Raw genomic sequence first — 18,575 nt, forward strand, 5'->3', positions numbered from 1 at the left:
CTAGGTTTTAGTTAGCTGGAGCGTTAGTAACTGTTACTACGTTGTCGTCGTCATCGCTTGCCACGACAACTACGATCATGCCGATAGCTGCGGCTGCTGCAACAGCGGCTGCGTAAGTCATTTGTACGCCACCGACACTGACCATTTGCTCAGCTGCTGGAGTTGTCTCTTGCATGACCGGTGCTGGAGCTGGTTTTGGCTCTGGCTTCGGCTCTGGGTTTGCTGCTGCAGTTGCGCTGAAAGCGAAAGCTGCTGCAGCTGCGATTGCGGTAAATTTGTTCATGAGTAACTCCTTGTTACGAGATTGTATGACTAAATAGTAGCCCGTAGTTCTACTACGGGTCAAATTATCATTCGGAAATTTACATTTGTGGACAACCATCACTGTCGTCTGCGCGCTTCCCCGTACTAGAAGTACGGGCTACGTCGGTGGTGGTATTGCCGTCCGGGCACGCTACCGCCCTTAGGGTTGCCGCTCCTAAATGCGCCCGCACCTGCGGTTGAACTGAATTTATATGCAGATTATCGCACTTAAAGGTGCGAGACTCCACGTTTGCTTAACGTTTTTCTAGCGCCGAATGTCTGATAGCTCAAATTCTGCGCGAATCTGCTTATGCAAGAAGTCTAGCAGAACTATGCAGCGAGATGGTCCGTCAAGTTTGATAATCTCGGCGAATAGCCCAGCGAACGGGCCTGCAGCGATTTCTACTTTATCACCAATCTGCGGCGCAGCCTGTCGCATAGCCTCTTGCACCGCCGGCGACTGCTCGTCAACGGATAACATTTGCGCAACAAGTGCATCTGAAATCCTAGCAGGTGCGTCACCAAATTTGACGATTTTGCTGACACCAAAGGTACTACGGATTCTATGAAAGTTTTGTGAATAATCCCCAGCCTTTACGAAAATATAACCTGGGAACATGGGTTCGGTGACGGGTGTGCGTTTGCCGCGCCGAATTCGCTCGAGGTTGAGCATCGGCAGCGCTACTTCCAGCGCTTGATTTTCGAGGTTGGCTCGTGCCCGTAGCTCCTGCTTCGGTTTAGTCTGCACAAGATACCAACTGTGCGGCGTCGGTTCTGACATTCGAATCCCTGAATCTGTTGCGTTACTGCTAGGTGTTCATTGTGCATCAACGCGCAGGCGCGTTCAACCGCTGGTGTTACCAGCGGAGTTCCCAGCTGGCAATGAGGTTGCCGAAGCTGTCGTCGCGGCCGTCGATGTAGGTGTCTTGCCAGGCTTGTAGGCCGAGCTCGACGACGCTATTGAAGCCGAGCGGGAAGAATACCACCGCTTCAAATTGCTGGATGCGTTCGATGCCGGGACGGAATTCCGGCAATAGCTGCCAGCGTGCGGCTCGACCAAAGGCAGTGTCGTCGCGGTACACGCGGGTGTCTTGAATGCGGAAGTCGTAGCCTAAGCCGTTATTGGCGAAGGTCGCATAGCCAATGGTGAAAAGGCTTCTTAAGTCAGTGCGGTCGTATTCCGCATACACCCGCGAGAGTTTCGACGGCTCAGCAAAACTCCAATCGATACCTGCCATGTGGCCGTTGCTGCGCACACCGTTAATATCATGCTCGCTGGTACTGCCGTAAAAGGCAATTTGGTACGGTAAGGTCAACCGCGCGTCAAACACCCAGTTGTCGGATTTGCCGCCCAAAGCCGCGGCATCATTCAAATCTGAGGCAGTGTAATGCAAGCCCATTTCCAACCGATCGTGGGCACGCCAACCAATTCGCGCGCCATAGGCCGTTTCGCGTTCCCATAATTGTGTTGCTGGGTCGAGCAAGAACTCTTCTTCGCTTTCGCCCCAAAAGGCAGTAAAGCTGACGTCGCGCCACGCCGATTGCGCATCTGGCGCGTAGGTTGCGCGCGCGGCACGCAGCGGCAAGGTGCTCACTGTGTGCAGGCCGTCTTGCGCCGAACCTGGCGACCACCAGGTTTGCAGTTGGTCAAATGACAGCGCCCAATCACCGGCCATGCCGGCCGCATAACTGCCCTGCCACGACAGATTGTCGGTACGCACCCGTGGATTCAAACTCAGCGAGCTGTCGCGATAGGTGACACGCACCCGCGCTGCCGCGACTTCGCCAATTCGTTCATGGGTCAACGCCGCCGAGGCTTTGCCTTCCATCGGTCGCTGCAAACTTGGTTGGGCGCCGGTATCAGTTACTCCTGCGACGCGCACACCAGTGTACGAACCGCGCTTGTGGTACTCGAGCAAAGCCACCAATTTGTAATAGGCAACTTGCTGTAATTCGGTCAATTGATCAGGGTTAATGGCTTCGAGATCGGTCAGCAGCGGCCGCCACAGGACTGGAAAAGTTGTGACCGGCGCACGGAGTAAGCCAGCATCGGCAAGCACTTGCAAAGAGTGACGCACATGGAGTTCTTCGGCATCAAGCCAAGGTGTTGCGACAGCTGGTGTCGCAAGTTGCGCAATAAACAGACAAGCAGCTGCCAGTAGCACCCGCATTATTTGAACTCGCGCTCGTGGAACCACAAATTAAAGGCCCACTTTTCGCCTTTGATCACTGGCATGCCAGCATGCAGGCTTTTTTTATGAACCTCGGTGGTGCCGCGCACCACATTCTCGAAGAACAACAGGCGGCCCGGTTTCGCGGCCACGTTTAAATCGAGCTTTGGAAAATAGGTCGAACCGCCTTTTTCAGGTGCATCAATGTAGCCAAGCACCGTTATCAAACGCTGGCCACCACGCGAAGTACAACGCTTGCCGCGCTCAGTGTTCATATCGTAGGCATCGAAATGGGCACGATATTCTTGCTGTTCGCCATAATGAATGACCTGAAAACTTTCGGCGTTCTCCAGTGGCAGGCCAACCTCTTTGGCAATGCGCATGCCTAAGTAGGTCACCAGCATATCGTGGGTATGTTGGATCCAGCACAAGCTATTGGTGCGTGCGTTACTGAGCACGCCCTCTTTGTCGGAACTGACTTTGGCGCGCGCCATTTGTGCGGCAGCACATTTTTTCAAATGCGCGCCTTCAGACGCAGTGAAAAAGTCATCCATGATGTACACGGTAGGGTCCTGACACAATATATGCGTGGTTGGATTATCCATCAGAGCCTCTTCAATATTGCCTGCGTGCTTTCATCAAAATCGCTGCTGCCGGTGCCGGTTTTAATCACATCCAGCACTTCATTGGCGATTTTCTTACCCAGCTCAACGCCCGGTTGATCAAATGAATTGATATTCCAGATCACGCCCTGGGTAAACACTTTGTGCTCATAGGCAGCAATCAGTGCGCCGAAACTTTGTGGCGTGAGTTCATCGACGAACAACAAATTCGACGGATGTTGGCCTGGGTAGGTTTTACCGTCGCCAAACCACATCAGACGGCGATGCGCCAGACAGTTGGCGACCGATAAGATTTGTTGTTCAGCGAGTTGTGCTTGCGTTGCTGCGTCAAATTTTGTCGCAGCACGCTTTAACACCAGTACGAAATCCGCGGCAAAGTTGTCATAGCCTTGGTGCAAATGCTGGTAAAACGCGTGTTGACCGTTCGGCCCAAAGCCACCCCAGATAATCGGTCCGGTTGGCCTGTCGATAGGATTGCCGTTGCGGTCTTGCTGCTTGCCGTTACTTTCCATATCGAGCTGCTGCAAATAATCCGGCAGCTTTTGTAAGCGACCATCGTACGGCAGCACCGCCACATTGTTGATACCGCGCTGTTCACGGTTGTAGACGCCGGTGAGCGCCATCAACATAGGTATGTTTTCCAACACGTCAGCTTCGCCAAAATGCGCGTCCATGGCTTTGGCACCGTCGAGCATGCGCGCGAATTGATTGGCGCCGACGGTCAGCGCGATCGGCAAGCCAATCGCCGACCATAACGAATAGCGACCACCGACTGATTCAGCAAAGCTCAATTGTTGCGCTGGTGGAATGCCAAAGTTGGTCATGCCTTCGATGTTGCTCGACACGCCGACAACGTGCTTGTCGAGCCATTGTTGTTCGCTCAGCTCAGCTGCTGCCCATGCTTTCAAGGTGCGAATATTGGCGATGGTGTCGATGGTACTGAAGCTTTTCGACGCCATAATGACCAGTGTGGTGGCGGGATTCAGTTGTGGCAATAAAGTGTACAGCTGGGTGCCGTCCATTGAGCTGGCAAAATGGACTTTAAGTTTGTGCGCGGTATTGTCGTCGGCAAATTCGCTGAGTGCTTCGCTGCCCAGTAACGGGCCGAGATCTGAGCCACCCACACCAACGTTAATAACGTCGGTGATCACTTGGCCGGTGGCACCGACCCATTTGCCGCTGCGCAGCGTACGGACGATTTCGGAAAAGCGGTTGCGACCACCGTTGGCGGCTACTACGGAGTGACGGCTGCGGTTGAGCACATGCGTCACTTGACGGCCTTCGCTAGGATTTTCGAAGGTGCCGTTGAGCAACTGGGAGCGTTGTTCGGCGAAGTCGCGCGGTAAGCGCTGCTTCGCGAGTTGCTGTAACTCGTCGCGCGACAAGCCTTGATAAGTCAGGTCAAGGTTGAGGTATTGTGTCGTTATCATCATAAAGCGGCCAATGCGGCTAGGGCGACGCCAACTTGATACATGATCTGAGTCGCGGTGCTCCATAGCTCGATGTTGTTCATGTATTGGGTGTCCATGGGGACGACAATGGTGTCACCTGGCTCGATTTGATCGATAGCGCCCGACGAGAACCACGAGCGACGCTCAGGTACCACGACGCGGCCGTTGGCTTTAACGATATACACCCGCTCGTCGTCGGCTTTTTGGCGCATGCCACCGGCGCGCTGAATATATTCTTCCAGCGACACACCTGGTTCGTACTGATACGAACTTGCCAGCTGCACTTCGCCAATAATCGACACGGTATTTTGCACCGTTGGGACAAACAAGCGGTCGCCGTCTTTTAATTGAATATCGGTAAGACGTTCGCCATCGCCAATCACATTTTGTAGGTCAATGACCAAGCGACCTACCGCTTCGATATTGGTCAAATCGCGCAGCAGCTGATTCATTTCGCTGTAAGCAACTGAGGCGCCACTGTCGGTGATGACATTCGAGGCGATTTCGCGCCGCAATTGCTGGGCGAGTTCTTCTAAACGCTTGCGCTCGGCTTCACGTAAGTCATCACGGGTGAAAATCGCACCGCGGACAAAGGCGTACTCGGTCAAACCGCCAGCACGGTCGAGCAGACCTTGCAGCGTTTCGCCACGGCGAATGGTGTAGGTACCTGGAAAGCGCACTTCACCTTCGAGGCGCACTTGCAGAGTGTTTTGCCACTGTGGAATCGACAAGATTTGCAAGCGGTCACGGCCTTGCACCGGCACATTCAGATCACCTTGTAATACTTCCGCCAGATTAAACGGCACATAGCGCGCCTCAGCTTCACCGTTGGTAATTTCAGTGCGCGTCAGTTCGGCACGCGCCAAATAAGCCGATTCTTTCAGGCCACCGGCAGCCACAATCACTTGTTCGGCGCTAGCACCTTCCACCAACGGATAAATCCCCGGATGGCGCACTTCACCGTCGATGTACACCAGCGGCAAGGTGCCAGTCGCGCTGAACTGGTTGCGCAGCTGATACAAAATAGGTTGCAACAGATTACGGCGCGAGAATTTCGCGTAATAATCGTCTTCACGCTCTTGCCCGTTGTCACCAATGGCAAACAAGCTGTCGAGCTGGTCATCCAACTCTTCGGAGCGGTCCGGCGTGGTGCGATCCAGTAACTCGTTGAAACCAAGGTCATCGACAATCAGTTTCTGCAAATACTGTTTGCGGTAGATCTCCAGTACCCGTTCGCGCTCTTGTCGAGCCCGATCACTTTCTGAACGCAGCCATGCGCTCAATTGGTTTTCTTCAGCAGCCGCGGCTTCGTAACGGCTAAACACCACCACTTGGTCACGCGGTTGCAGCTCTAGGTTATGCTCGCTAGCGCCATGAATGGCTTGCGCGACGTCAAATTGCAGCACGCTGATGGTACGGCGGTCAGCGCTAGAGCGCACCACAATACCGTAGGTCAAATCAGTGATCGGCAACAGCGCCCCTTCTACCGATGGGATCACGTCTTTAATGCGCAGGTCTTCGCGCCATTCGTACATGCCCGGACGTACCGCAGCGCCAACCAACATCACGCTGTCGACGGTTTCTTCAGCCACTGGGAAGACGGTCACGGCGTCACCGCCGCGCAGTTTGCGCTGCACGTCGGTGCGCGTGAGATCGATAGTTTGCACGCGGCGAGAGCCGTCGCTGATGCGTTGTAACTGCACTGATTTACGATAAGCACTTGGTAATAAGCCACCCGCAAAGCTGAGGGCGTCGGCAAGGGTTTCATCGGGCAGCATTTCGTACATGGCCGGGCGCAACACTTCACCGGCAATACTTACCATGTCACCACGGGTCGGAATAAAGACCACGTCGCCCGCTTGTAAGCGGTAATCGTTGGAGGCATCGCCTTCGGTGAGCAGTTTATACAAATCGAAGGTCACCACGGTTTCGCCGTTACGCTTCAACTGCACATTCCGCAGTGAGGCAATATCCGACACGCCACCGGACACGAACAAGGCTTGGCTAATGGTGGTCAGTGAGCTCACGGTGTAGGCACCAGGTTTGTAAGCTTCGCCCACCACGAAAATCTGCATGCTGCGCAATTCGCCGATGCTGACTGCCGCTTCCATACCGATCATGCGTTCACGCACAGTGCTCTTAATCAGTTCACGCGCTTCATCATAACGCAAACCGGCGACACTCAGCGGGCCCAGGTTTTCAATAGTGACGCGACCTTCGTTGTCGACTACTGCATCAATGGTGCGAGTTTCTTTGCCGTACAATTGAATGCGTAGCTCATCGCCGATGCCCAACAGGTAGTTTGAGGGTACTGGCGCGTTTGCCATTGGTGCAAAGGTACTTGGCTCGCCTTCAAACAGGTTGTAACCGAAGGGCTGTAATTCTTTGTCGTCTTCGGCAAGACGCTCGGCCAACTCACCTGGACTGAGTTCATTAAGCGGGCGGGTGTCGATTTCGTCACGCGCTTCCATGGCGTCCGCGGCGCGCTGCTGGTCGGGTTGAGCGTTCGACTGCGGGTTGCTTGAGCCCTGCATTATACGTTCGATATCGGCAAGGTTGACACCAAACTGACGGGCGATCGCTTCTTGCTGTGCGCGGGGCAACTTCTGAATTTGTGCGATTTGTTGTGGTGTCAGGCTGGATAAATCTTGCGCCTGTGCGCTAGGTGCTGCGGCACCTACTAAAAGACACGCCAGCCCGGCTGCCGCTAGCGTATGTTGCAACCATGCTTTCACGCTAATTCCCCTGTTGGTGTTGTTATTCTTCGATATCGCGCTGTTGCCGTACCCACGAAACAATGCGCCAGATGTTCTTCAGCATTACTAGGTAGAGTACAAAAATTGCGATGAAAATGCTAAGCACAATTGGCTCTGGAACTTGTAACCATTCAAAGGTTAGCCCCAGCGCTAGCTTAAAGCATGCGATACCAGTGATGATACCGAGTGTTTGGCGCGAGGTGAAGCCCGCACGCATGAAGATGTGATGTAAATGTTCGCGGTCTGGACGAAACGGTGACTGCCCTTTCATGATGCGGCGCGCCATGATGGCAAACATGTCCATGAGGGGTACAGCTATCAGCCATAACACGGCGACTGGGCGCACGGCTTCTACGTTCGGCTGAATGGCAAACCAGCTTTCAAGTAAACGTTCTGGATGGGTCAGCATGACTAGCATCCACACCACCACGAAACCGACTAGCATCGAGCCTGAATCGCCCATAAAGATTTTGCGAATCGGCCGTAAGCGGAAGCCCATATTGCGAATTTGATAGGGAATCATGGCGCCGAATAAAATTGCCGCAACAATGACCGGTAAATGCTGATCGTGCATAAAGGCCAACGCGGCAATGCCAGCAAAGGCCACCATTGCCAGTGACCCGAGCAAACCGTCGATACCATCAATCATGTTGTAGGCGTTCATGGCGGCAACAATTGCCAGCAAGGTGAACGGCATGGCCAATGGTCCCAGCTCAATCGTACCTGTGCCGAGTAAGTTGCCAAGTTGCATGATTTGCACGTCGGCACCAAAGACCACCACAGCTGCCGCCAGCATTTGCGCTATAAAACGCACACCTGGATCAATATCGTAACGGTCATCGAGGGCGCCAATGAGCACCATGAAGCTTGAGGAGACAAGGAATAAGCGGATATCGACTTCGAGTGGCAGTAACGCCACCATCATAATGACCATGGTGCCATAAACCGCTAGGCCACCGACCAGAGGAACCGGAACTGCGTGTTGCTTGCGAGCACAAGGATGATCAACGAGTGCAGTCTTCCACGCCATTGGAATAAGTACGTTGCACAGCACCGTTGAAAGCATGGTCGCAGCGAGCAACACCATCCAAATATTCATAAATGTTCGATTTCCCGTCTAATTTATTTTTTTATCGCTTAATCGTTATTGTAAATGTCGCGAGTATAGACCTTGTCGGCGACATCGGCTAACTCATCAGACATGCGATTGCTGACGATTATATCTGAATTCTGCTTGAATTCAGAAATATTCTTAACAACTTTACAATTAAAAAATTCACTTTCTTTAAGATTCGGCTCGTAAATCACCAGCTCAATCCCTTTTTCTTGCAAACGGCGCATAATGCCTTGAATCGCCGATGAGCGAAAATTATCTGACCCCGCCTTCATCACCAGCCGATAAATACCGACTTTCCGCGGATTACGCTTGGCAATCGCTTCGGCGATAAAATCTTTGCGTGTGCGGTTGGCATCCACAATAGCACCGATGATCACTTGTGGCACTTGGTCATAATTGGCCAACAACTGCCGCGTATCTTTCGGTAGACAATAACCACCGTAGCCGAAACTCGGATTATTGTAATGTCCGCCAATGCGCGGGTCTAAACACACACCGTCGATAATCTGACGGGTATCTAAACCATGATGCTCAGCATAAGTGTCGAGCTCATTAAAGAACGCCACCCGCATCGCCAAATAAGTATTTGCAAACAGCTTGATCGCTTCAGCTTCGGTCGGTTCAGTATACTGCACCGGTACATCTGCCTTGCGAGCGCCTTTTTGTAAAAGTTGTGCAAACTGTTCAGCGCGGGCCGAACGCTCCCCAACTACAATGCGCGACGGATACAAATTGTCATGCAAGGCGCGACCTTCGCGTAAAAACTCGGGTGCAAAAAATACCCGGTCGGTGTGCAGTTCTTGCCGCAGCTTTTGCACATACCCTACAGGGATGGTTGAACGAATCACAATGTGACAGTGATCATTGTGTTCAAGCACTTGTCTGACCACTTGATCAACCGAGCTGGTATTGAAATAATTGGTTTCCGGGTCGTAATCGGTAGGAGTGGCAATCAGTACCCAATCGGCTTTGCGGTAAGCCGCTGCAGCGTCAGTGGTGGCTGAAAACTTGAGGTTTTCATGCTGCAAAAAGTGTTCAATGTCAGGATCTCTGATTGGGCTTTGCTTGGCTTGTAGCTGGGCCACTTTCTCGGCCACGATATCGACCGCGGTCACCTGCTCATGCTGCGCCAGCAACACGGCATTCGAAAGCCCTACATACCCCGTACCCGCAACGACAATTTCCATCTGGCGTCCTTTTTCGATTTCCTGATAAATGCGACAGTCGGCTAGTGTAAACCATCGCTTGTTGGCAAGTCATCCTTATACCTCTGTTAGATTGCAGTTTTTTGTCATGCGTGTAAGATCCTTCCAACTTTTGTACAACACATATCCGAACGACCTATGCAGCAAGACCCAAGACCCCTAGTTGATGTCGGTGGCCTTTCGATTATGCCATTCGACTCTATGCAGGATGCGCTCGACGCAGTGATCAAAGACGGGCAAGTCCAACACGGATTTGGTGTCTCGGTGAACAGCGAAATTGTCATGTTAGCGCGCAAAGATCCGGCACTGCGTGAGCACATTAACAGTGCTCACCTGCGCTTTGCCGATGGCATCGGAGTGGTTAAAACCGTTGCTTCAAAAGGCGTACGCAATACCCGTATTCCAGGCTGTGAATTTTGGGAAGCCCTGATGCAACGTGCGGCGGAACAGCAGGTTCCCGTCATGTTGATCGGCGCGAAGCCCGCAGTCAATGCTATGGCTGCAGAGCAATTGCGCGAGCGTGGGGTCGCGGTGGTGGCAGCAGTGCACGGATACGAACAAGACGAGCAGGTGATTCGTGACCAGCTTGTGGCTTCCCGTCCTGCCATTGTTACCGTCGCCTTGGGTGCGCCACGCCAAGAGAAAATGATTCAACGCTTACGCGAGTTTTACCCAAATGCGTTTTATCTTGGAGTGGGCGGCACTTATGATGTGTTCACAGGTCACGTAAAACGTGCGCCCAAACTATTTTGTAAGTTACATTTAGAGTGGTTTTATCGGCTTTGTGCGCAACCAAGCCGCATCGGCCGCCAAGTTTCATTATTTCATTATCTAGCGCTGCACATGCTGCGTCGATTATAGGTTAGTCATGCTAATTTCTGTTTACATGCCGACGCACAATCGAGGGCCGTTACTCAATCGCGCCATTGACTCAGTGTTAGCACAAACCCACGCAGACCTTGAATTGTTGATCGTCGACGACGGTTCATCCGATGGCACCTGGCAGGTACTCGAAGCCTATATGCAACGTGATGCGCGAGTGCGTGCATTTCGTCATGACACACCCAAAGGGGCTTGTGCTGCACGCAACCGAGCGCTACAAGAAGCGCGCGGCGATTTCGTGACTGGGCTCGACGACGATGACACTTTCGTGCCGGAACGACTTGAACTGCTGTTGAAACATTATGACCCAGCCTACGCTTTTATTTGCTCTGGCTATTACTGGGTTGAACAAAAGCGCACCAATCGCACCATGTGTGACGATCTGGTGATTACTCTCGCCAAGCAATTAGATAGTAATCACGCAACCAACCAAGTGTTTGTTGAGCGTGAGCGAATGCTCGCCATTGGTGGTTTCGACGAAGACTTAGTTGCGCTGCAGGACTATGATTGTTTTACGCGTCTAATCAAAGCCTATGGTCCCGCTTTTCGCTTAGGGCAGCCGTTGCAGCATATTTATGTTGAACATGGTGGCGTGCGTATCTCCAATCAGAAAAAAAGCATTGCTGGCTTTGCGCGCTTTCGCGAAAAGCACGGTGCTGAAATGGGCTGGCGCCAGCGCCGTAATCATGACTTTTGGCTCAAGATGCGCTTGCAATCCCCGCTAAGTCTTGCTGAACTAATTCCATCTTTCGCGGCTGGGCATTGGAAAATGAAGCTTGGTCATCTGTATCGCTACGGTCTAACTTTGAGAAACTCATGAGCCAGCCTGAAAAGAAATTCTTGGTTGTTTTTGGTACACGTCCGGAGGCTATCAAAATGGCCCCGTTGGTGAAGGCGTTGCAAGCGGTTCCGCAATGGGATGTGCGGGTGTGCGTTACCGCTCAACATCGCGAAATGCTGGATCAAGTCTTGCGCTTGTTTGCCATAACCCCCGAATATGACCTTAATTTGATGCAGCCAAAGCAGTCATTGAATATGCTAGCCGCGCGGGTGTTGACTGAAATAGAACCGGTGCTAGCCGAATTCAAGCCTGATGCAGTATTTGTGCACGGCGACACCTTGACCACACTAACTACCGCATTGGCGGCCTACTTTCAGCAGATACCAGTTGCTCACGTCGAAGCCGGGTTGCGCACCGGGAATATTTATTCGCCTTGGCCTGAAGAGGCTAACCGCAAGCTGGTGGGCGGCATTACCCAATGGCATTTTGCGCCGACCACCTCGTCATACGATAATCTACGCGCCGAGAATGTTAGCTCTGATAGCATTTACGTAACGGGCAATACGGTCATTGACGCATTGTTGTGGGTGCGCGACAAACTTGAACAAGACCCAACCTTGCGTGAACGTTTTGCCACAGAGTTTGCAGACACCGTTGGTGAAGGTCGCATGGTATTGATTACTGGGCACCGTCGCGAAAGTTTCGGTTCTGGTTTTGAACGCATTTGTGAAGCGCTCGCTCGCTTAGCCAATGCTAACCCTGACGTGCAGTTTGTTTATCCTGTGCACTTGAATCCGAACGTGCAAGAACCGGTCAACCGATTACTCGCGGGGATCGAAAATGTGCATTTAATTGCGCCGCAGGACTACTTACCCTTCGTCTATTTGATGAACCGCGCTACATTAATTTTGACCGACAGCGGCGGTATCCAAGAAGAAGCTCCATCACTCGGCAAACCGGTATTAGTGATGCGCGATACCACCGAACGGCCAGAAGCCGTTGCCGCTGGCACGGTTAAGCTCGTGGGTACCAACGTTGAGCTCATTGTTGGCGAAACTCAACGCCTGTTAGATGATCCAGCGTATTACCAGCAGATGAGCCAAGCGCATAATCCGTACGGTGACGGTCATGCATGCGCGCGCATCGTTGAGGTCATGCAAAAGTGATTTACCTTGTTGCCACGGCAGTCAAACATGGCAAAGGTGGCATCAGTACCGCATTGACTTCGATTATTGAAGAGCTCGACCGTCGTGGTGAAGCTTATCGCGTAGTCGAATCGCATACCGGCGATGCCTCGCGTTGGCAGGCTTTTCAAGCAGCCCGCAAAGCCCTTGTTCAAGCCGGTCAAGGCGATGTTATTTGGCTGCATGGCGCACGCTGGCTGTCGTTATTGCGTAAGTATGCGCTCGCTCGCGCGCCACGCAAGCGCGGTGCTAAGGTTGTGCTGCATATTCACGGCATCGAGTTCATGCATTACCTTGCACACCCCCTCGGACGTTGGTTGTTACAGCGAATGATCAATCGCTATCACGGTTTGATTGTACTGACACCTTGGTGGCGCACCCAGATCGCAGACAACCTGAGTTATCCAAACGATCGCATTCACGTAATGCCAAATACCATCGATACCAGCCTGCTTGCACTCACCCGCGATATCCCCCCAAAAGGGAGGGCTGCCCTTTCTGAGTTATCACGTGATATCAATGTGTTATGTATGACGAGGTTAGAAACAGGTAAGCATGTCGCAGCCGCCATCGAGTGCTTTTTGCACTTGCCAGCGCGCTATAAGCTGACGGTTGCTGGCGACGGTAGCTTGTTTACCGAGTTACAGCAACTGACCGCGCGTTTAGGTTTAACCCAACGCGTTGAGTTTCTTGGCTGGGTTCCCTACGAGGCTAAGCCTGCGCTGCTGCAGCGGATGGATTTATTTTTGCTGCCGTCAGAGTTAGATTCATTCGGCATGGGCTTTATTGAGGCCATGGCAGCGAGTTTACCTGTCGTCGGGGTTGCTTATGGCCCGATTCAAGATGTTGTCACCGATCGAGTAGGAATTTTAGTAGCGCGGCCTGAACCGCAATTATTAGCCCAGGCGCTATTGCGGTGCAGTGCAGAATCGGTTGAACGGAGTCATGCAGCGCGCCAGCACGTGCTTGCTCAGTTCCAACCAAGCACCGCTGTCGAGCATACTTTGGCGTTCTTTAAAGGCCTGCGGCAGTAGCTTGTTGCGGTAGTAGGTCAAAAACTTCATCCCACATTTCACGCACGGCTTGTCGTTGCCATTCGCCCTTGTCGATAATCGTTTGCTTAAGCTGTTGATAAAAGGCTTCATCGTTAAGTAGTTGCTGCAAACGTTCAAGTGCCGCAGTGGCACCGTCATTAATTTCTACCAATTGCTCAGCACAGCCATAATCTGCTAACAGTTCGTGATACTTGTGACTCCAACCGGTCGCTAGTACTGGTACGCCCTGTGACAAGGCGCTGACGAGCCCGTGAAAACGTGAGCTCACGACCGCTTTTGACTGGCCAATAATCCATTTGATTTTTAACGCATGACCTGGGTCTAACACTGGCACTGGTGTTGCTAACTGTGCTTGAATTTGTCGCGTTAAACGGCGATCTGCCTCGGCTTCGTGGATCAGGATAAAAGGCTTCGCTGCCGCTTCTTGTGCCGCTTTAATCGCCGCCACCATGAACTCAACATAGCTATCGCCATCGGCGCGCTTCTCTAGCATTTTCGAGTTTGGGATAAAGCACAACTGATGCTCCTCAGCGTTAAAGTCTGCCGATGGGATCCCTTTAATTAAATTGGTAAAGTCTGGGCAACGCTTGAGGTTTTCGGTGCTGCTGTAGAGCTTTTTACAAAACTCGAAGGACTGGTCATCACGCGCATATACTTTACTCGCATGCGCTAACACCGGCTTGAATGCTTTTTGCGAATCGGCGCGCTCGAACGGCCCCAATGCCTGCGGTAAAACAATGACCGGCACGCCACGCGAACGCAGCTTAGCGATGCTACTCCCTAAGCGATCATGGGCAATCAACGCACTCCATTGGTCACCAAACGCGAAACCCGATGCATCCAGTACCAAATCAAGCTCAGCTTCATTAATAATGCCAAACATATGGCGCAATCGACGTGGCAACCAGCTAACCGGTGCCAGCAAGTTGATACGCTTGCGAATATATCGACTCTTTTGCCATAAGCCGAAGGTCACGCGACGCTCATAGGGGCCGGTTGGCTCAACAACAAAGCGCGCGGGCACACCACGCTCGGCAAACTGCGCAATAATCGCATGCAGCATCAACTCTGCACCTTTGTTTGCGAAACTAATCCCTTTGACTTCTACGTTCAGCACTTAAAGCTCCTGATTCCAATCGATAAATAACAATTGCGTACAACACCGCAATGAGGCCACTTGGCTGGCCACTCACAAAAGCATGACCGGCGAAAATACCATGTCCAATGTAAAGGCAGCTGGCTATCGCAATACCGAGATGTTCAATATTAGGACGCCGCCATAACAACAATAGACTCAGTGCCAACAGTAAAAAGTGGCATAAAAATACGAAGACCGCGAAAGGTACACCATAGCCACCGCGCAAATCGTACCACTCTTGCTCTATCGCCTTAAATGTCTCAGTGCCGGTGGTGTTGTTGTGAGTAACGTAATAATCACGGCCGCTGCCGGTATAAAACGAGTATCCCCCCCCCGTCCACTGCGCTTTATTGGGATAGTGTTCAAGTTGCCCATCACCCGCCTGCATCAACCGCTCACGCGGATTAGCTCCCTTCGCCACGGTCTGTAATTGGTCAATTTGATAACTCAGGGTATCGCTATTAGCTTGAATCCAAGTGATGCTCCAGGCACCTGCTATCAGTACCAGCGGCAGCGCAAACCAGCGCATACGCTTGAACAACATAGTAAAGCCCACGACTAAAAGTACCGCACCGGCCCATCCAGCTTTGGTACCAAGCAGTAGCAAGCCGGCTACGCATAAAACGATTTTACCCAACTGCCACCAACTGAACTGCCGCCGTAATAGCACAAACATGATCGTCAGACTTATTAATGCCGCCAAGCCAATATCATTGCCGCCCACATAGAACGACTTGATCCCGAACACGCCCTCCTCATAACTGGGAATACCGAGTCCGGTAACAAACGAAAACAGCATGAAGCCGCCAAACACCCAGCCGTAGTAGGCAACTCCTTGCATGATCAAGGTGGTGTGATCGCCGTACTTCTCTAACGCCGCTAATGTGAGTACTAACACACTAAATGGGAATACCCATCGCGTAAGTTGGGTAAACTCAGTGATAAACTGGACTTCACCTAGCCAATAGGTATTGAGAATCAGTAAGGTCGACCAAAATAAAATCATTGCTTGTACGAGCCAGCTAAGTAGCCCTGAGCGTGTATAAACAATTATCAGTCCCAGCAACAATACCAAGGTGCGATAGAGCAAACTAATGCGCAGCGCACCCAGGCCGAGATAACTAAAGAAACCATAGAGGGTATCGAGCCAAATGACTGGAAAAACTAACAGTAGCAGCAGCCACTTGCCGATTTGTTGCTGCGAAAGCGCGATATTCAAGTGCTTTAACACGGTGCCCTCCGCAGCAAATAGTAATGTAATACGGTGACGCCGAGTGCCATCCAGCCAAATAGTACCGCCAAAAGAACTTGAATACGTTGCGGGAACAATGGATTGGGGCTCGCTATTGCAGCAGTAATAGGTTGCAGCATCCGAAAATCGCTGGTCGTGAGCATGGTGTAGCGAGTGGCCAATAACTCCCCTTGTTGCCGAAGCATTTCGCTATAATCGATGTTTTCAGTTTGCTCAAGCAAGCTTTGATTGAGGGTTAGCTGCTCCTGCAGTTCTGCACGACGCTCGTTGCGCAAGTTCTCTTCAAGCATGGCAAAGACCGCCCGCAATTGTTGTTCTGCAAGTTCTGGTGAGCTTGCCGCCCAATGGAGCGCATGAAAGCGATCGTTTTGATAACGGTAATAGTGAAGGTGCCGGCGTACTTGGTAATATTCGGTTGCGCTGGCTTGATCCCACAGTAGCTCGGCCACCATGCGGGTAAAATGTTCGCTATAGATCCAACGCGCTAGCCGCAACTCTGGCTCCGTCGTTATAGGCTTATCATTGGTTGGTGCCGCGCTATTCAGAACAATGTCGTCGCTACGTCGCAATAGGCCTTGATTGAAAAGCTCAGGATTGATCACAAAAATGGTCTGCGCCTGATACCAACGTGGCAAGCTGCTAAAAAGCAACAACGCCAGTATGGCACCCAGCCCAACGTAACCGCCAGCAAGCCACCAGTAACGCCGTAACCAGACAAAATAGCTACTGAAACTATGCGCGGACATAGCTGCGGAACAGCGTTATCAATGTCATGAGAAATAGCCCCAACAAAACACCGACAACTGCCCAAATACTTGCCTTTAATCCCGCAGGTTCATGTGGCGCAAGCGCAGGATCTATGGTTTCAAATACATAGTCATCATTTACTTCGACCAACATCGCGCGGTTATATTGCTCTTGCAACAATCGATAAAGAGATTCTTGAACATCGGCTTGTTTTACGTTCTCGGCAGTTTCCGTCAAATAGGCAATTTGCTGCTGAACGCGGTCACGCTCACGCTCACGCATGAAAACATTGATATCGGCCACCATCTGTTGCAACCACGTTGCGGCCAGCTCGGCATTCGCATGAGTTAAGCGCAATGTCACAATGCCTTTAGCGCGATCGTACTCAATTTCTAATACTTCACGAAGCTCGTTATAGCCTCGCCAAATTTGCTGTTGTTCGGCGGCATCAGCGTCTGGTAACAGGTATGGTAACAAGCCATGCTGTTCAATAAATGCGTACAAGAACTGGCGTGACTTCATTACTTCGACAGCCATTTGTGTGTCGTTAATTTTCCCGCCACCTAAGTCAATACCAGCAAGTCCCGCAAGGCCAGCCAAACCTGCAGTCATTTCTGCCAATCCACCACTGCGCTCTTCGCTGGGAGCTAGTACCGTGGTCGCTTGATAAAGCTCGCCCTGCCAAACTTTTAGGCCGGAAAATAGTAGTGCTAATACGATGGGTAGTGCTACCCAGTAAATACGCAAGGCACGCATTCCAGCAAAAAAGGCTTTACTGGAAAAGATAACAAAACTTGATTGATTAGTGGCTGTCATGGTCTAGGAACCGTCCCAAAATAGTGCTCGATTTTTTTGCCGAATATGGAATGCCGCCAGTTGGGTCTGCATAGCCGAACGCGATCAACATGACAGGTCGTTGCTCACCCGTCAAACCCAGCTCTTGTTCTAATAATTTTTCACGAAACTCGATATCCGGCCAGTTAATCGGGCAGGTGGCGATGCCCATAGTTTCAAATGCCAACATAAGTTGCATCGAAGCAAGCGAAGCATCGATATAAATGCAATGACGATCGCGCTCTGCTGGATAAGCTTTTAAATCACCAACTACCACAATAAGATTACTGATCTGCTCTGCAAACCCTACTGTTCCGCCGGCCATGTTGGCAATCTTAGCAGCGCGCTTTGGCTCTTGCACAACATAAAACTCAAACGGCTGCCGATTACATGCAGACGGCGCCAAGCTCGCCATACTCATAGCGCGATGAACCTCATCAAGGGGGACTTGCTGCGGTTGATACCAACGAACCGAACGTCGGCGTTGGAAAAGCACATGTAGTTGCTCTGGAGTAATGTCGCAAGGCGGTAGCGTTTCATGCGGATAAGGAACTGCGTCTGTGCGTTTGATAGTGAGTGGGAGTTTGTTGTGCAGCTCAGTCCACACCTTACGAGCGACCGCAATTTTAGGTGTATCTGTTACACAATTAAAATATTCATCCAGCACGTCATAAGCCCATTGCAGCTCCGCCTCATTCAGCGTTTGTGCAATTGCCGCATCACGAAAACAGCTAACTGTCTCGCCAATGTAATCGCTCGCAAAGCTTGGCCGCCGCGGACGCATGATCAGCCCTTTTTCAAGGCGATGGGTATTGCGGCGCAACAGTGCGCAAGTACGCTCGATATTTTTTAAGGACTGCCAATAAGCCAATCGACCTTTTAGTACTGCTTGTTGTTCGCGTCCAAACTCACGGCTAAACAGCAAATAATAAAGCGCGGAGGTAAAACGTGTACCAGCAAATAATTTAATAAAGCGCCGGTCGAAACTGGCGCCATACTCGCGCAAGCGATGTACTAGTTTTGCCGGAATAATTTTCTTTGCTATTTCGCGAGGTTTCATAAGTTTATGGGTCTAC

Annotated in this window: 17 protein-coding genes; 4 read left to right on the forward strand and 13 right to left on the reverse strand. The window is 51.6% G+C overall.

What is annotated here, in order from left to right; genetic code table 11:
- Positions 1-7 precede the first annotated feature (7 nt).
- From ACJ8W9_RS06425 to ACJ8W9_RS06460, 8 genes are all read right to left on the reverse strand, one after another.
- On the reverse strand, positions 8-283 hold the full coding sequence (locus ACJ8W9_RS06425; protein WP_411360687.1) for a hypothetical protein: 276 nt from the start codon (positions 281-283) through the stop codon (positions 8-10).
- 285 nt (positions 284-568) lie between these two features.
- Positions 569-1,084 carry a transcription/translation regulatory transformer protein RfaH gene (rfaH, locus tag ACJ8W9_RS06430; RefSeq protein WP_411360688.1) on the reverse strand — a complete coding sequence of 172 codons (516 nt, stop codon included), beginning with the start codon at positions 1,082-1,084 and terminating at the stop codon, positions 569-571.
- Between the two features lie 76 nt (positions 1,085-1,160).
- On the reverse strand, positions 1,161-2,474 hold the full coding sequence (locus ACJ8W9_RS06435; RefSeq protein WP_411360689.1) for a hypothetical protein: 1,314 nt from the start codon (positions 2,472-2,474) through the stop codon (positions 1,161-1,163).
- Positions 2,474-3,079, reverse strand: coding sequence for a 2OG-Fe(II) oxygenase (locus ACJ8W9_RS06440; RefSeq protein WP_411359051.1), 606 nt, complete (start codon positions 3,077-3,079; stop codon positions 2,474-2,476). Before ACJ8W9_RS06440 ends, ACJ8W9_RS06435 begins: the two co-directional genes overlap by 1 nt.
- Positions 3,079-4,530 (reverse strand): glucose-6-phosphate isomerase, encoded by a 1,452-nt coding sequence (gene pgi, locus ACJ8W9_RS06445; RefSeq protein WP_411360690.1) that lies wholly within the window; start codon positions 4,528-4,530, stop codon positions 3,079-3,081. Before pgi ends, ACJ8W9_RS06440 begins: the two co-directional genes overlap by 1 nt.
- Positions 4,527-7,283, reverse strand: a complete 2,757-nt coding sequence (locus tag ACJ8W9_RS06450) for an SLBB domain-containing protein (protein ID WP_411360691.1) — start codon at positions 7,281-7,283, stop codon at positions 4,527-4,529. The genes pgi and ACJ8W9_RS06450 overlap by 4 nt, the downstream gene beginning before the upstream one ends.
- A gap of 22 nt (positions 7,284-7,305) precedes the next feature.
- Entirely contained in the window at positions 7,306-8,403 is a 1,098-nt protein-coding gene (wecA, locus tag ACJ8W9_RS06455) for a UDP-N-acetylglucosamine--undecaprenyl-phosphate N-acetylglucosaminephosphotransferase (protein WP_411360692.1), read from the reverse strand.
- A gap of 38 nt (positions 8,404-8,441) precedes the next feature.
- A complete protein-coding gene (locus ACJ8W9_RS06460; protein WP_411360693.1) occupies positions 8,442-9,608 on the reverse strand; it encodes a nucleotide sugar dehydrogenase in 1,167 nt (388 codons plus the stop codon).
- A 156-nt stretch (positions 9,609-9,764) separates the two neighbouring features.
- Between ACJ8W9_RS06460 and ACJ8W9_RS06465 the strand changes: the two genes are divergently transcribed.
- From ACJ8W9_RS06465 to ACJ8W9_RS06480, 4 genes are read left to right on the forward strand one after another with little or no spacing between them, the layout of a single operon-like run.
- A complete protein-coding gene (locus ACJ8W9_RS06465; protein WP_411360694.1) occupies positions 9,765-10,487 on the forward strand; it encodes a WecB/TagA/CpsF family glycosyltransferase in 723 nt (240 codons plus the stop codon).
- Between the two features lie 7 nt (positions 10,488-10,494).
- Complete coding sequence (locus ACJ8W9_RS06470) at positions 10,495-11,328, forward strand: glycosyltransferase (RefSeq protein ID WP_411360695.1); 834 nt, start codon at positions 10,495-10,497, stop codon at positions 11,326-11,328.
- On the forward strand, positions 11,325-12,455 hold the full coding sequence (wecB, locus tag ACJ8W9_RS06475) for a non-hydrolyzing UDP-N-acetylglucosamine 2-epimerase (protein ID WP_411360696.1): 1,131 nt from the start codon (positions 11,325-11,327) through the stop codon (positions 12,453-12,455). The genes ACJ8W9_RS06470 and wecB overlap by 4 nt, the downstream gene beginning before the upstream one ends.
- On the forward strand, positions 12,452-13,507 hold the full coding sequence (locus tag ACJ8W9_RS06480; RefSeq protein WP_411360697.1) for a glycosyltransferase family 4 protein: 1,056 nt from the start codon (positions 12,452-12,454) through the stop codon (positions 13,505-13,507). Before wecB ends, ACJ8W9_RS06480 begins: the two co-directional genes overlap by 4 nt.
- Here ACJ8W9_RS06480 and ACJ8W9_RS06485 read toward each other — a convergent pair.
- From ACJ8W9_RS06485 to ACJ8W9_RS06505, 5 genes are read right to left on the reverse strand one after another with little or no spacing between them, the layout of a single operon-like run.
- Entirely contained in the window at positions 13,488-14,645 is a 1,158-nt protein-coding gene (locus ACJ8W9_RS06485; protein WP_411360698.1) for a polysaccharide pyruvyl transferase family protein, read from the reverse strand. The two genes, ACJ8W9_RS06480 and ACJ8W9_RS06485, sit on opposite strands and share 20 nt — an antisense overlap.
- Positions 14,617-15,897 (reverse strand): hypothetical protein, encoded by a 1,281-nt coding sequence (locus ACJ8W9_RS06490; protein ID WP_411360699.1) that lies wholly within the window; start codon positions 15,895-15,897, stop codon positions 14,617-14,619. The genes ACJ8W9_RS06485 and ACJ8W9_RS06490 overlap by 29 nt, the downstream gene beginning before the upstream one ends.
- Positions 15,891-16,664, reverse strand: a complete 774-nt coding sequence (locus ACJ8W9_RS06495; protein ID WP_411360700.1) for a hypothetical protein — start codon at positions 16,662-16,664, stop codon at positions 15,891-15,893. Before ACJ8W9_RS06495 ends, ACJ8W9_RS06490 begins: the two co-directional genes overlap by 7 nt.
- Positions 16,651-17,481 carry a hypothetical protein gene (locus ACJ8W9_RS06500; RefSeq protein ID WP_411360701.1) on the reverse strand — a complete coding sequence of 277 codons (831 nt, stop codon included), beginning with the start codon at positions 17,479-17,481 and terminating at the stop codon, positions 16,651-16,653. Before ACJ8W9_RS06500 ends, ACJ8W9_RS06495 begins: the two co-directional genes overlap by 14 nt.
- Positions 17,468-18,559: a nitroreductase family protein gene (locus ACJ8W9_RS06505; protein ID WP_411360702.1), complete on the reverse strand. Its 1,092-nt coding sequence runs from the start codon at positions 18,557-18,559 to the stop codon at positions 17,468-17,470. The genes ACJ8W9_RS06500 and ACJ8W9_RS06505 overlap by 14 nt, the downstream gene beginning before the upstream one ends.
- Positions 18,560-18,575 lie beyond the last annotated feature (16 nt).

Origin of the sequence: Pseudidiomarina salilacus (assembly GCF_047323925.1) — a bacterium.
GTDB classification, from domain to species: Bacteria; Pseudomonadota; Gammaproteobacteria; order Enterobacterales; family Alteromonadaceae; genus Pseudidiomarina; species Pseudidiomarina salilacus.

Excerpts from the sequence above, each read along its gene's own strand:
- ACJ8W9_RS06460 (WP_411360693.1), bottom strand. The coding sequence starts at position 9,608 with ATGGAAATTGTCGTTGCGGGTACGGGGTATGTAGGGCTTTCGAATGCC.
- ACJ8W9_RS06425 (WP_411360687.1), bottom strand. The coding sequence starts at position 283 with ATGAACAAATTTACCGCAATCGCAGCTGCAGCAGCTTTCGCTTTCAGC.
- ACJ8W9_RS06500 (WP_411360701.1), bottom strand. The coding sequence starts at position 17,481 with ATGACAGCCACTAATCAATCAAGTTTTGTTATCTTTTCCAGTAAAGCC.
- wecB (WP_411360696.1), top strand. The coding sequence starts at position 11,325 with ATGAGCCAGCCTGAAAAGAAATTCTTGGTTGTTTTTGGTACACGTCCG.
- rfaH (WP_411360688.1), bottom strand. The coding sequence starts at position 1,084 with ATGTCAGAACCGACGCCGCACAGTTGGTATCTTGTGCAGACTAAACCG.
- ACJ8W9_RS06465 (WP_411360694.1), top strand. The coding sequence starts at position 9,765 with ATGCAGCAAGACCCAAGACCCCTAGTTGATGTCGGTGGCCTTTCGATT.
- ACJ8W9_RS06495 (WP_411360700.1), bottom strand. The coding sequence starts at position 16,664 with ATGTCCGCGCATAGTTTCAGTAGCTATTTTGTCTGGTTACGGCGTTAC.
- pgi (WP_411360690.1), bottom strand. The coding sequence starts at position 4,530 with ATGATGATAACGACACAATACCTCAACCTTGACCTGACTTATCAAGGC.
- ACJ8W9_RS06440 (WP_411359051.1), bottom strand. The coding sequence starts at position 3,079 with ATGGATAATCCAACCACGCATATATTGTGTCAGGACCCTACCGTGTAC.
- ACJ8W9_RS06470 (WP_411360695.1), top strand. The coding sequence starts at position 10,495 with ATGCTAATTTCTGTTTACATGCCGACGCACAATCGAGGGCCGTTACTC.
- wecA (WP_411360692.1), bottom strand. The coding sequence starts at position 8,403 with ATGAATATTTGGATGGTGTTGCTCGCTGCGACCATGCTTTCAACGGTG.
- ACJ8W9_RS06435 (WP_411360689.1), bottom strand. The coding sequence starts at position 2,474 with ATGCGGGTGCTACTGGCAGCTGCTTGTCTGTTTATTGCGCAACTTGCG.
- ACJ8W9_RS06505 (WP_411360702.1), bottom strand. The coding sequence starts at position 18,559 with ATGAAACCTCGCGAAATAGCAAAGAAAATTATTCCGGCAAAACTAGTA.